Source organism: Streptomyces sp. BBFR2 (genome assembly GCF_044497305.1).
Classification (GTDB): domain Bacteria; phylum Actinomycetota; class Actinomycetes; order Streptomycetales; family Streptomycetaceae; genus Streptomyces.
Window position 1 is genome coordinate 5,306,351 of record NZ_CP172415.1, and the last position, 12,551, is coordinate 5,318,901.

Here is a 12,551-nt window from a genome sequence, read left to right on the forward strand (position 1 = left end):
CACGCTTGTCCTGTGACCGAGATTGACGCAAACATCGATGGACTCGTCCCCGCCTGGCTCACCCTCCCCGACATCGCCGAAGCGTTCGGCGTCCAGGTGACGCGCGTACGGCAGTTGGTCAAGGAGGGCCAGCTGATCGCCGTGCGCCGCGGCGAGAACAGGGCACTGCACGTGCCGGCCGATTTCATCCAGGACGGCAAGGTCGTCAAGGGCCTCGTCGGCACCCTGACGCTCCTGCGCGACGACGGCTTCGCCGACGAGGAGATGCTGGAGTGGCTCTTCACCCCGGATGAGTCCCTGCCCGGCACCCCCGCGCAGGCCCTGCGCGAGAACCGCGGCACGGAGGTGAAGCGCCGGGCGCAGGCGCTCGCCATGTGACGCCCCGGGCGGGCCGCACCCGGCCCGCCCGCGCCCATCAGCATCCGTAAACCGCTACGAGGTGGCGTACGCGCCGGACACCCGGCCGTACGCCACCGCCTTGGGGGAGCACCCGATGACGACCCGGACCCACGCCGCCCGCGCCGCGGCCCTCGCCGACGCCCGGCTCTACCTCTGCACCGACGCCCGCACCCGCCAGGGCGACCTGCCGCAGTTCCTGGACGCGGTGCTCTCCTCCGGGGTGGACATCGTCCAACTGCGTGACAAGGGCATGGAGGCGGCCGAGGAACTGCGCCATCTGGAGACCGTCGCCGACGCCTGCCGCCGCCACGGCACCCTCCTCGCCGTCAACGACCGCGCCGACGTCGCCCACGCCGCCGGCGCCGATGTGCTCCACCTCGGCCAGGGCGACCTCCCGGTCCCCGCCGCCCGCGCGCTGCTCGGCCCGGACGTCCTCATAGGCCGCTCCACGCACGCCGAGGCGGAGGCCGACGCCGCCCTCACCGAGCCGGGCGTGGACTACTTCTGCACCGGACCGTGCTGGCCCACGCCCACCAAGCCGGGCCGCCACGCCCCGGGCCTCGGCCTCGTCCGGTACACCGCCGCGCAGGCCCCCGCGCGCCCCTGGTTCGCCATCGGCGGTATCGACGCGGGCAACCTCGACGCGGTCCTCGACGCCGGCGCCCGCCGGATCGTCGTCGTCCGCGCCCTCACCGAGGCGGACGACCCCGCCGCCGCGGCCGCCGCGCTCGCCCGCCGGATACGCGAGCGGGACGCCTGACCCGGCGGAGACCGGTCCGCGTGCGGGCGGCCCGCCCGCGCCTTCCTGTCCACCCAGTGGACAGGAAGTGTGCCTATTCCGGCATTACACCGGAGCCGGTTGGTGACCGTCCCATGGGTGGATAACCTTCCCGTATGGCCCTAGGTACCGCTTCCACCAGGACTGATCGCGCACATACCGTCCGTGAGCTGCTCGCTTCCGGCAAACAGTCGTACTCGTTCGAGTTCGCCGCCCCGAAGACCGAGAAGGGCGAGCGGACGCTGTGGAACGCCATCCGCCGCATCGAAGCCGTCGCCCCGACCTTCGTCTCCGTGACCTACGGAGCGGGCGGCACCTCCCGTGAGGGCACCGTCCGCGCCACCGAGCGCATCGCCACCGACACCACCCTCACCCCGGTCGCCCACCTCACCGCCGTCAACCACTCCGTGGCCGAACTGCGCAACATCATCGGCCAGTACGCCGACGCGGGCATCCGCAACATGCTCGCGCTCCGCGGCGACCCGCCCGGCGACCCCATGGGCGACTGGGTCAGCCATCCGAAGGGCATCACCTACGCCGCCGAACTGGTCCGCCTGATCAAGGAGTCCGGCGACTTCTGCGTCGGCGTCGCCGCCTTCCCCGAGATGCACCCGCGCTCCACGGACTGGGACACCGACGTCGCGCACTTCGTCGACAAGTGCCGCGCGGGCGCCGACTTCGCCATCACCCAGATGTTCTTCTACGCCGAGGACTACCTCCGGCTCCGCGACCGCGTCGCCGCCGCGGGCTGCACGACGCCGATCATCCCCGAGATCATGCCCGTCACGAACGTCCGGCAGATCGAGCGTTTCGCGCAACTGAGCAACGCCGCGTTCCCGCCCGAGCTCGCGGACCGCATCCTGGCGGTCAAGGACGACCCGTCCGCTGTACGCTCCATTGGCATCGAGTACGCGACGGAACTCTGCGCGCGCTTGAGGGCCGAGGACGTGCCCGGGTTGCACTTCATCACCCTGAACCACTCCACGGCGACCCTGGAAATCTACGAGAATCTGGGGCTGCACCAGCAGTCCTGATCACGGTGCCGCAGCGCGGCGGAAGAGGGGCGTACATGGGCTGGGCGGTCCTCTACATCGCATTCGGATGCGTCGCGCTGTGGCTGCTGGGCGAGGTCCTCCTCCAGCACAAGGCCCGGCTCCGGTGGCGGTTGCTGGCCTTCGTCGGATTCCTCGGTGTGGTGGCGGGCGTTCTGCTCCCGTCGGTCCTCGTCATCGCGCTCGGCGCCATCGCGTTCGCCACCGGCCAGACCTACGTCACGCTCTCCTTCCGCCGCGGCTTCACCACCGGCTGGTCGCTGCGCGGCGCACCGCGGGAGAACAACCGCCGCCGCCGGGCGAAGTCCGGCGCCCGCCGCCCCGCCCTGCACGTCTCCGACGTCGAGGAGACCACCCCGCCCCCCGCCGGGGACGGCCCGGAGCCCGCGGACGGCGCCGCCCCCGGCCCGTACGACGCCGCCCCGCCCCACGGCACACCGGACGGCCACCCGTCCCACGACGGCTACGGCCCCACCGGGCAGCCGGGCCAGGACAACGCCTGGACCACCGGCGGTCACGACGCCACGGGACAGCCGGACCTGGCCGGCGCCTGGACCACCGGCGGCCCCGCCTTCGAGGGCCACGGCACGGGCCCCGCCTTCGACGGCCACGGCAGCGCCCCCGCCTTCGAGGGCCACGGCCAGGAGGCGGCCGCCGTCTACGCCCCGCAGCCGCTCCCCGACGAGACCGGGCAGTACGGCATCTACAGCCCCGACGCCCGCTCCGTACCGCACGGCTCCGACGCCTACGCCACCGCCTTCGGCGGGCAGCCGACGGACCACGACCCCTACGGCCACGGCGGCGGTTACGCCCCCGGCACCCAGGACGCGTACGCCGATCCCTACGGCTCCTACGCCCCGTACGGCACCGATCCGGGTGCCCCGGCGGCCGGGCCCTACCCCGGCGCCCAGCCGTACCCGCCGCACGACCCGTACGCACCGGTCGACCCGTACGCCCAGCAGCCCTACGGGGCGGGGTACGGCACCTCGCTCCAGGACTACGGCGACACCCCGCCCGGCGGGGTCTGGGTGCCGCAGCAGCGCGACGGCGTCCGCCCGCCCGCCGAGCCGCCCCACCCCCAGGCACCGCAGTACGACCACGAGGGACAGCAGTACCGGTACTGACGGGGCGTCACTTACCGCGCCGGTACCAGGGATACGGACTAGGGACGTAGACCCGGAGCGTGCGACCGGGCGTTCGCGGTGACCGCCCCCGCCGAGCCGCGTACGACGGTGCCGACCGGAGCGGTTCACCGTCAGCCGCTGCCGCTGCCGGTCCCGTCGCCGTGGTGTCGCGGGCCGGGCGGTCCTGCGAGGCGCCCGCGAAGTCGCCCACCGGGCCTGCCTGTCAACGGGTGCGACCCAAGGTCAGGACGACCCGCGCCAGTCCTCGCCGTTGACGATCAGTCCGGCGACGATCGCTCCGGACATCCCGGCGTGCGCCACCCCGCCGCCCGGGTGGGACCAGCCGCCGACGGCGTGGAGCCCGGGTATCCGGGTGGTGTTGGCGGGGCGCAGGAACCGGCCCCCGCCACCGGCCAGCGCGGGTCCGGACAGCAGCGCCTCCCCGGACGGCGGCAGCACCTCACGCCACAGCAGCCGCTCCCGCAGACCCGGCACCGCGGCCTCGGCGTACTCCGTCATCCGCGTGGCCAGTGCCTCGGCCGCGTCCGCGGTGAGACCGCCGGGCCCGGGCGCCGCCACCGTCGCCGTCAGCGTCACCGCCTCATGGGCGTCGTCGGGCCGGGTGGCCGGGTCGTCGGGCCGCAGCACCGTCACCGTCGGTCGCGCCGCCGGGGTGCCGTCCCCGCCGAACACCGCGGCCAGCTCCGCCGCGCGGTCATCGGTGTGCACCACCGTGCGGTGCGCGGCGCCGTCCGGCCGGGCACCGCGCAGCGCCAGCGCCACCGTCATCCGGGCGGGCGCCGGGCCCGGCTGCGGACCGGCCGGGGCGTCCTCCGGCTCCCACGGCGCACCGCCGGGCACCAGCCCCGCCAGCGCCTCGGGGGCGACCCCGGCGATCACGTGCTCCGCCTCCGTCACCTCGCCGTCGGCGGTGACGACCCCCGCCGCCCGGCCGTCCGTCACCACGATCCGCTCGACCGGCGCCCCGAAGCGGAACTCCACACCGCGCGCCACGCACCGCGCGTGCAGCGCGTCGGTCAGCGCCCGCATGCCACCGGCCGGGTACCACGTCCCGAAGGTCTGCTCCATGTACGGCAGCACCGCCGCGCTCGCCGGGACGGCGCGCGGATCGAAACCGTACGCCAGGGCGTGGCTCTCCAGCAGGGCGATCAGCCGCGGGTCGGACAGCTCCCGGCGGGCGATCTCCGCGAGCGTCGCGGTCGTCGGACCCTTGCCCCGGCCGAACAGGCCACGGCGGCGCACCGCCGGATACGGATCGCGCCCCAGCACCTGCCACTCCGACCACAGCGGCTCCTCCAGGAGCGGTCTGCGGGTGGCGTCCCAGGCGTCGCGGGCGCGGCCCAGGAAGTCGCTCCAGCGCTCCCCGGTGCCCGCGCCCAACGCGCCGTCCAGCGCCGCGAGGACACCGCCGCGCGAGGCGTTCGGCAACGCCACCGCCGTGCCGTCCGGGAAGACATGACGGCTCGCGGGATCGACCTGGGTGAGCGTCAGCACGCTCTCCAGCGGCTCCCGGCCGGTCTTGACGAAGAGATCGCGGTAGACCGCCGGGAGGTGCAGCAGCGCGGGCCCGGTGTCGAACCCGAAACCCTCCCGTACGAAGCGCCCCAGCGCCCCGCCGTACGTCGCCTCCCGCTCGCACACCACCACCCGGTGGCCCGCGACGGCCAGCCGCGCGGCGGCCGCCATCGCGCCCGCGCCCGCCCCGATCACCGCAATCCGTGCCATGTCCGCGACTGTATCCGCACCCACTGACAACACCCGCACCACGGCCCGGCGGTCGGCCTCAGCGCGGGACGGGGTCCGCCTCCGCGGCGGCCCGCAGCCGCTTCTCCTCGCGGCGCTCACGCCGTCGCCGCAGAGAGCGGCGGATCCGCGACCAGAGCAGGAGCACCAGCGCCAGACCGGCGACCAGCAGCGTGGCGGCGATGACCGCGGCCACGACCGGGTGGAACACCGCGAACGCGACGAGCCCCGCGACCCCGAGGTCCTCGACGAGACTCACCGCGATGTTGCTCGCCGGCTCCGGCGAGGTGTTGACCGCGATCCGCGCCCCCGCCTTGACGAGGTGGCTCAGCAGCGCCGTGGTGCCGCCGACGGCGCCCGCCGCCAGTTGCGGCAGCGAGCCGTCGTGCCCGGCCAGCAGCGCCGCCACCACACCGCCCGCGACGGGCCGTACCACCGTGTGCACGGCGTCCCAGACGGAGTCCACGTACGGGACCTTGTCGGCGACGGCCTCGCACAGGAAGAGCACCGCGGCGGCGATCAGCACATCCGGGCGCTGCAACGCGTCCGGCACCTCGTCGGTGACGCCGGCGGCGCCGAGCAGGCCGAGGAGCAGCACGACGGCGTAGGCGTTGATCCCGCTCGCCCAGCCACTGGTGAACACCAACGGGAGTACGGACATGCCGGAGATCGTAGAACAGCCCGGGAACGGGGTGCGCACGCCCGGGGACGGGGTGCTCAGGGGTGAGTACGCGTACTCAGACGGCGAGATGAGTAGGTACGCGGATGGGCCGGACCCCGCCGGAACGACAGAGTGGGGTGCACCGAAGGGACGCGGCGCCGCACCGCCGGCACGGGGCGGCGGAGCGGCGCGGCATCCCGGACGTGACGGGGGAAAACACGGGGGAAGCACGGGGGATACGGGGGAAGCGCTGTCCTGGTCGGATCGGTGGGGGAACGATCCGTGCCAGGGCAGCGCGCTTTCCGTTTCCGTCCCGGGGACGGCGACGCGGCCCCGGCGCCCCCGGGGAACGGCGGCGCACCCTAGGAGCGGACCCGGACCGCGCGTCCGGGCGGCGCCCCGACGCTCTCCGGACAGTGGCCCGTTCGGCCCGTGACTCAGCTCGGGTGGCCGCTCACCCGCCCCTGGAGCAGCCGGGACAGCGCCGCGTGCACCTCGTCGAGGGAGCGGTCCGGCTGGTACGACTGCCAGTCCAGCGCCGCCACCAGCACCATCCCGAACAGCGCCGACGCGGTCAGCGGCACGTCGATCTCCTCGCTCAGCTCACCCTCGGCGACGGCCTCGCGCAGGACTCCCTCCACCACGGCCACGGCCCGCTCGCGCACCACCATCAAGGTGGACTGCCAGGCGCGGTTGGTGCGCCACAGTTCGGCCACGTAGAGCTGGGTGAGCGACGGGTAGCGGGAGATGAAGTCCAGACCGGCGCGGATCATCGCGTCCAGGGCGTCGATGCGGCTGCCACCGCGGCCGGTCACCTTCTCGGCCGCCTCCTGGAGGGAGGTCGCCAGCAGTTCGATGCCGTGCCGCAGCAGTTCCTCGAAGAGAACGTTCTTGCTCGCGAAGTTGTAGTAGACCGTGCCCTTCGCGACCCCCGCCCGCTCGGCGATCTCGTCCACCGTGGTGGAGGAGAAGCCCTGTTCGGCGATGAGGGTGACCGCGGCGTCGAAGAGTTTGCGCCGGGTGGCGTCGCGGCGTGAGTGGGAGCTGTCCATGCAGGTGATTGTGCCGGTCCGCGGCGCCCGCCCGCTCACGGGCACAGCCCCGGGCGCAGCGCTTCCGTCCATGCCACCTGCCCGCCGCGGGCGGTCGGCGCGGCCGGCAGGTGGCGTTCCCGCGGTGGACACCGGCAGCGCCGCCGCCCCTGGCGCACCGGTAACGGCCGACCGCCCCCGGCGAATCGAGGCAGTGAAGGCATCGCCCTTTGTGCGAGGGGGTGTTGAGGAGCGGGGGTGGCGGCCCCGGGCGGTGTGCCGGCCGGTGACGGCCCCGGGGGTGCGCGTGGTGGTGCGTGGTCCGGGGCCGTTCCGCGAGGCCCGCGCCGGGCGGGCGTTGGCGTTACGGGTGGGGACGCGGCGGGCGGCGGTGACCGGTTCGGGGCGGTCGGCCTGGGTGGCCGCGCCGGGCGCGGACGGGGCCGCTCGATCGGGCCCGTACGCCTTCAGAATTCTACGAAAGCCCAGCTCAGGGCCGATTGTCAGTGGTGTGCCGCAGGATGGGGGCAACGGTTCCGAACCGGTTTGCGACGACTGGAGGTTCGTCATGGCAGCTCGTCCCGCAATGGGCAGCTCCGCTGCGTACGGTCCCCCGAGCGATGTCCACCCCGTTCTGCGGCGTTCGGCAGCGCCACCCGCCGCCCTCACCCTGCTCACCCAGGCCCAGCAGGGCCTCACCGAAGCCGAAACCCTCCCCTCCCCGAACGAACGCTTCGCGACGGCCCACCTCGCCGCGCTGCGCACCGCCGCCGCCGTGCTGGCGGTACGGGGCCGGCCCGAGGCCACCCCGCGCCGCCGCCGGCGCATCCGCAGCGTCTGGGAGGTGCTGCCGGAGGTCGCCCCCGAGCTGACCGAATGGAGCGCCCTCTTCGCCGCCGGAGCCGACCGCCGGGCACGCGCCGAAGCAGGCATACCGGGCGCGGCCGGCCCCCGCGACGCCGACGATCTCCTCCGCGCCACCGCCCACTTCCTCCGCCTGGTCGAGCGCATGCTCCTGCTCCAGCCGTCCCTCCCGCCCCAGCGCGCGGGATGACGGGAGGGATGCCGCAGGCGGGCGGGGCGGCTCCCCCGGGGCTGAGCCTTTGCCGGGGGAGCCGCCCAGCCAGGGCAGGAGTCGCCCCGAGCTGGGCGTTATCAGCATCTGGGGAGGGGGCCCTCTCCTCGGCCCACCGCTTCCGGGGCGGGCCGAGGGCCCGTCCCTGCTCGGGTCACCGGGCACCGCCCCGCGCTTCGCACCCCTGCGGGCGGGCGCGGGCGGCATGCCGGGCACCCGTAGGCGCCCGGCGACCGTCGCCGGGCTGTGCCCTTCCCGTGCGGGGCGCCGGAAGACGCAGGTGGCGCCGCAGGTCGCGGAGGGCGCGGGACGCAATAGGGTGGTGGGCGCCTAGTTGTTCTGCCCCTCCGAGGAGCCACCCGCCGTGTCTGACCCGCTGCGCCCGCGCGCATCCCTCCGTACCGCCGTGGTCTGGGAGGTTCTCAGGGACGCCCTGGAGCGCCGGGCCGGGGCCGCCGGGCGCGATGTCCTCGACGTCCTCGACACCGGGGGTGGCACCGGCAACTTCGCCGTGCCGGTCGCCCGTCTCGGCCACCGCGTCACCGTCGTCGACCCGAGCCCCAACGCCCTCTTCGCCCTGGAGCGCCGCGCCGCCGAGGCGGGCGTCGCCGACCGGGTACGGGCCGTCCAGGGCGATGCCCACGGCCTCTTCGACGTCGTCGAGCGCGGCGGCTTCGACGCCGTCCTGTGCCACGGCGTCCTGGAGTACGTCGACGAACCGGCCGAGGGCGTCCGCAACGTCGTCGCCGCGCTGCGGGAATCCGGCACCCTCAGCCTCCTCGCGGCCGGGCTCGGCGGCGCCGTGCTCGCCCGCGCTCTCGCCGGGCACTTCTCCGAGGCCCAGCAGGCCCTCACCGACCCGTCCGGCCGCTGGGGCGAAGGAGACCCGGTGCCCCGCCGGTTCACCGCCGACCAGCTCTCCGGTCTGGTCACCGGCGCCGGGCTCCAGGTCGGCGCGGTGCACGGCGTACGGGTCTTCTCCGACCTCGTGCCCGGCGTCCTCGTCGACACCGAGCCCGGCGCGATGGAGGCGCTGCTGAAGCTGGAGGCGGCCGCCGCCGAAGAGCCCGCGTTCCACTCCGTCGCCACCCAACTGCACGTCCTGGCCGAGCGCGGCTGATCACCGCCGGTGGCCGGCCGCCGGGTGCGGTCGGCCACAGCCCACCCGATCAGCCCCTTCTCCCCGTATGATCGAGGGACGACGTTCCGGCATGACGGATAGGCGGGTGGGGAATGCAGGCAGCATCACCACCGGCCGCCCTGGCGGCCAGGACAGTGGACTGGCGCAGAGGGGCGGGTTTCACCGGGGCGAATCCCTGCCTATCCTGAAAGGGCCGCACCCGGTCGCCCCCGCGACCGACGAGTAGGAGGACTCCGTGCCGCTCTCGGAGCACGAGCAGCGCATGCTCGAGCAAATGGAGCGAGCGCTGTACGCCGAAGATCCCAAGTTCGCGACAGCGCTTGAGGGAAGCGGGCTGCGTACGTACACCCGGCGACGGGTCTACCAAGCGGTCGTCGGCTTCCTGGTCGGTATCGGCCTGCTCATGGCCGGCATGGTCGCCCAGCAGATCTGGATCAGCGTCGTCGGCTTCCTGGTGATGCTCGGCTGTGCCGTCCTCGCCGTGACCGGGTGGCGCAAGGCCCCCAAGCCCGGCGAGCAGCGCCCCGGCGCCGCCGGTAAGCGCGGCAGGGCGGGCGGAGCGCCCGCGCGACGCCAGTCCGGCGGCCGCCGCTCGGTGATGAACCGTATCGAGGACCGCTGGCAGCGCCGCCGCGACGAACAGGGCCACTGAGCCCGCGTTCTCCCGCATCCGGCGCTCCGCGAGCCGCATGTCCGCGCCGATTGGCCTGGGGCACTGGGGCTCGGGTGGCTCCCGGAACCCTGTGGCCGTCCGTCGGCGATTCGTTGCGTCGCCGGTGCGCTGAGCGTCTCGTGGGTCTCATGACTTCGTGGGTCTCGTGACCTCGTGAATCCCGTTTCTTCGACGGGGCCGTCCGTATCTGGGTGGCCCCGTCGAAGTGCGTCATGGGACGAGTGCGCCGTGTTGCTCCCCGCTGGGCCCCTCTGGGCTGCGGGCCCGTGGACCGTGCCGACGGCCTGGCCGGGGACCTGTCCCGTGTGGGAGGTCGCCGTACGGGGCCGGAGATCGCCGGACCGCGGATCGCGTGGTGCCAGGCCCGGCCCGCTCTCCCGGCTGCCGTCCCGCTCGCCGTACGCCGAGCCCTTGGGCCACGGCGTACGGCGTTCGTTCGTGTCAGGTTCGTCGGCCGCCGGGGTGCAGTGCGGTGGTGAGGCGGCGGAGGGCGGTGGTGGCGCGGCCGGAAACGCGGCGTCGGCGGAATGCGTGCCACCGGGTGGTGAACGTCCGGAACAGACGGTCTGCGGAGCGGGGGAGCAGTGTCGCCCGCCACCGTGTCGCGCGGGACGCCTGTGCCCGCAGGGCCGTACGGATCAGCCGGACGTCGTCGGCCACCTGCGGTGCGGGCCGCGGACGGGCCGCGTACAGGGCTTCCTCGACCGCGCCGGCCACCCGGTGCACGGCCTCGGCGGGCCGGGGCGGTAGTGCGGCGACGCCGATCAGCCGGTCGGCGGTCCGGCGCGGGGTGAGCGTTCCGTCCGGCGCGATGCCCAGGTCCCGGGCGGTGTCGATCAGCTCTTCCCAGGCGGCGAGGGTGGCCGCCGGGCCGTCGGCGGAGAGCCGCCGCGTACGGGTCCGGGACCGCCACAGCGCCGGGAGCGCGGCCACCGCGAGCAGCAGCGGGCCGCCCAGCGTCAGGGCGATGACGCCCGGGACGGAAGGGCCGCCGCCCGACGGGCCGTCGCCCGGGACCGAGGGGGCCGCCGCCATGCAGCCCCCGGAGCCCGCCCGCTGGCCGGGGCCGCAGGACGGATCCGGCCGCGGGGCGCCGGACGGTGTGGTGGGCCGGGTCGGCTGCTGTGCCGGGGACCCGGGGGAGGTGTCCTGCGAGGTGTCCGGAAGGGCGTACTCCGGGATGGTGCCGCGGCTCGGGGTGGGCTCGAAACGGGTCCAGCCGATGCCTTCGAAGTACAGCTCGGGCCAGGCGTGGGCGTCCCGCAGGCCGACCGACGTCGTTCCGTCCGGCTGCTTGGTGCCCGGGGTGAAGCCGACGGCGACCCGCGCCGGGATGCCCAGGGTGCGGGCCATCGCGGCCATCGAGAACGAGAAGTGGACGCAGAAGCCCTCCTTCTGCGTAAGGAACCGGGTGATCGCCTTCACCCCGCTGCCCGCGCGCACCTCGGTGTTGTAACGGAAGCCGCCGTCGGTGGCGAACCAGTCCTGGAGCTTGACGGCCTTCGCGTACGCGGTGGCCGCGCCGCGGGTCACCTGCCGGGCCGTCGCCGCGACCACGGGCGGCAGCGAGGCGGGCACCTCGGTGTACTCGTGCCGCAGCGCGGCGGGCGGCGGCGGGGCCTCGGCGAGCTGCCGCGCCGTGGGCCGCACCCGCAGGCTCTCCACCTGGTACTGCAGGCCGCGGGTGTTCTGACCGCGGTCGCCCACCAGGGTGCGGCCCTGCTCCTCGAAGCGCCACCGCCCGGAGATGCCGATCCGGGAGGCCGGGAACGGCATCGGGAGCCAGTTCTGGCCGTACCACTCGGCGGTCGAGATCGAGGTGTTGATCCGGGTGGTGGCGACGTCGGGGGAGAGGCCCGCGGGACGTGGCAGTTGCTCGGGCACATCGGTCACCGTCCGCTCGGACGGCTTCCAGGCCGTGCCGTCGAACTGGTCGAGTGCCACGATCCGCAGATACAGGTCGCGGGTGTCGTCCGCCGTGGTGCGGTAGTTGAGGACCTCCTTGTCCTCGGGCTGGTTCAGGCTGTTCTGGAGGGAGACGAGCGGGTTGACCGCCGAGATGGTGCCGCCGCCGGAACCTCCGTCCCGGCCGCCCGTGCCGAGCAGCCCGCCGCCCAGCGACGGCAGCGCCGCGGGGACGGCGACGGCGACGCCGAGCGCCAGCGCGCCGATCCGCCGCCCGTGGCGCACCGGAGCGGCCCCGGCCGCCGCCTTCCCCGACCACGGCGACCACCGGGAGGTCCGGGCCGCCGCCCCGCCGAACACCCGGCCCCACCGCGACAGCCGTTCGCCGCCCTCGGCCAGCAGGAGCAGCAGATAGCCCGCGGCGGCGATCAGGAACCACAGCCAGCCCGTGCCGCCCGGCGCCAGCCCCGCCGCGACCGAGTAGAGCGCCAGCAGCGGCAGTCCGGCGGGTGCGGCGCTGCGGTACGTGACCGCCAGCGCGTCCACGACCAGGCCGATCAGCGTCACCCCGCCGACCAGCAGCAGCCGGATGCCCGGCGTGAGCGGCGCCGGGCTGGCGTACCGGCTGACGTCGGCCACCCCGGACCGCCCGAGGCTGATCAGCTCCGCCACGGCGTCCGGGCCCGGCAGCACCCCGAGGACCGCCTGCCCACCGGCGTACAGCGCGGTCAGCGTCAGCAGCGCCGGCACGGTCTGGGCGACGATGACCAGCGGGCGCGGCCACGGCAGGCGCCGTGCCCCGGCGCCCGCGGCCGTCACCAGCGCCACCAGCAGCGCCGCCTGGAGCATCCAGCCGACCGGACCGACCAGCGGCACCAGCGCACAGGACGCGCAGAGCGTCGCCACCGCCGCCCACAGCGCAGGCCCCCGCCCGCTCATCCGCGCCCT

11 protein-coding genes are annotated in these 12,551 nt (G+C 74.8%); 7 read left to right on the forward strand and 4 right to left on the reverse strand.

Annotation, left to right across the window (positions count from 1 at the left end; translation table 11 throughout):
• Nucleotides 1-12: 12 nt before the first annotated feature.
• The 4 genes from ACGH2B_RS21585 to ACGH2B_RS21600 all read left to right on the forward strand — a co-directional run bounded on the left by ACGH2B_RS21585 (nt 13) and on the right by ACGH2B_RS21600 (nt 3,353).
• On the forward strand, nt 13-378 hold the full coding sequence (locus ACGH2B_RS21585; protein WP_399092270.1) for an Rv2175c family DNA-binding protein: 366 nt from the start codon (nt 13-15) through the stop codon (nt 376-378).
• Nucleotides 379-493: 115 nt separating this feature from the next.
• Nucleotides 494-1,159, forward strand: coding sequence for a thiamine phosphate synthase (gene thiE / locus ACGH2B_RS21590; protein ID WP_399092273.1), 666 nt, complete (start codon nt 494-496; stop codon nt 1,157-1,159).
• 134 nt (nt 1,160-1,293) lie between these two features.
• Nucleotides 1,294-2,211: a methylenetetrahydrofolate reductase [NAD(P)H] gene (metF, locus tag ACGH2B_RS21595; RefSeq protein WP_399092276.1), complete on the forward strand. Its 918-nt coding sequence runs from the start codon at nt 1,294-1,296 to the stop codon at nt 2,209-2,211.
• 35 nt (nt 2,212-2,246) lie between these two features.
• Nucleotides 2,247-3,353 (forward strand): hypothetical protein, encoded by a 1,107-nt coding sequence (locus ACGH2B_RS21600; RefSeq protein WP_399092279.1) that lies wholly within the window; start codon nt 2,247-2,249, stop codon nt 3,351-3,353.
• Between the two features lie 243 nt (nt 3,354-3,596).
• Here ACGH2B_RS21600 and ACGH2B_RS21605 read toward each other — a convergent pair whose 3' ends face one another.
• The 3 genes from ACGH2B_RS21605 to ACGH2B_RS21615 form a co-directional block, all read right to left on the reverse strand.
• On the reverse strand, nt 3,597-5,099 hold the full coding sequence (locus ACGH2B_RS21605; protein WP_399092282.1) for a phytoene desaturase family protein: 1,503 nt from the start codon (nt 5,097-5,099) through the stop codon (nt 3,597-3,599).
• Nucleotides 5,100-5,157: 58 nt separating this feature from the next.
• Complete coding sequence (locus tag ACGH2B_RS21610; protein ID WP_399092285.1) at nt 5,158-5,778, reverse strand: DUF4126 domain-containing protein; 621 nt, start codon at nt 5,776-5,778, stop codon at nt 5,158-5,160.
• Between the two features lie 437 nt (nt 5,779-6,215).
• Nucleotides 6,216-6,830 (reverse strand): TetR/AcrR family transcriptional regulator, encoded by a 615-nt coding sequence (locus ACGH2B_RS21615; RefSeq protein WP_399092288.1) that lies wholly within the window; start codon nt 6,828-6,830, stop codon nt 6,216-6,218.
• A 547-nt stretch (nt 6,831-7,377) separates the two neighbouring features.
• Here ACGH2B_RS21615 and ACGH2B_RS21620 point away from each other — a divergent pair.
• The 3 genes from ACGH2B_RS21620 (at nt 7,378) to ACGH2B_RS21630 (ending at nt 9,677) form a co-directional block, all read left to right on the forward strand.
• A complete protein-coding gene (locus ACGH2B_RS21620) occupies nt 7,378-7,863 on the forward strand; it encodes an SAV_6107 family HEPN domain-containing protein (protein ID WP_399092291.1) in 486 nt (161 codons plus the stop codon).
• A 385-nt stretch (nt 7,864-8,248) separates the two neighbouring features.
• On the forward strand, nt 8,249-9,004 hold the full coding sequence (locus tag ACGH2B_RS21625; protein ID WP_399092294.1) for a methyltransferase: 756 nt from the start codon (nt 8,249-8,251) through the stop codon (nt 9,002-9,004).
• 256 nt (nt 9,005-9,260) lie between these two features.
• The gene (locus tag ACGH2B_RS21630; RefSeq protein ID WP_399092297.1) at nt 9,261-9,677 is read left to right on the forward strand and encodes a DUF3040 domain-containing protein; all 417 of its coding nucleotides are present in this window, start codon (nt 9,261-9,263) and stop codon (nt 9,675-9,677) included.
• A 462-nt stretch (nt 9,678-10,139) separates the two neighbouring features.
• On the opposite strand, the gene ACGH2B_RS21635 is transcribed toward ACGH2B_RS21630, so the two are convergent.
• Entirely contained in the window at nt 10,140-12,542 is a 2,403-nt protein-coding gene (locus tag ACGH2B_RS21635; protein ID WP_399092300.1) for a transglutaminaseTgpA domain-containing protein, read from the reverse strand.
• Between the last annotated feature and the right edge of the window lie 9 nt (nt 12,543-12,551).

Bases quoted from the DNA above. Each gene is read 5' to 3' on its own strand.
- metF (WP_399092276.1), top strand. From the start codon at position 1,294: ATGGCCCTAGGTACCGCTTCCACCAGGACTGATCGCGCACATACCGTC.
- ACGH2B_RS21615 (WP_399092288.1), bottom strand. From the start codon at position 6,830: ATGGACAGCTCCCACTCACGCCGCGACGCCACCCGGCGCAAACTCTTC.
- ACGH2B_RS21610 (WP_399092285.1), bottom strand. From the start codon at position 5,778: ATGTCCGTACTCCCGTTGGTGTTCACCAGTGGCTGGGCGAGCGGGATC.
- ACGH2B_RS21620 (WP_399092291.1), top strand. From the start codon at position 7,378: ATGGCAGCTCGTCCCGCAATGGGCAGCTCCGCTGCGTACGGTCCCCCG.
- ACGH2B_RS21605 (WP_399092282.1), bottom strand. From the start codon at position 5,099: ATGGCACGGATTGCGGTGATCGGGGCGGGCGCGGGCGCGATGGCGGCC.
- thiE (WP_399092273.1), top strand. From the start codon at position 494: ATGACGACCCGGACCCACGCCGCCCGCGCCGCGGCCCTCGCCGACGCC.
- ACGH2B_RS21600 (WP_399092279.1), top strand. From the start codon at position 2,247: ATGGGCTGGGCGGTCCTCTACATCGCATTCGGATGCGTCGCGCTGTGG.
- ACGH2B_RS21635 (WP_399092300.1), bottom strand. From the start codon at position 12,542: ATGAGCGGGCGGGGGCCTGCGCTGTGGGCGGCGGTGGCGACGCTCTGC.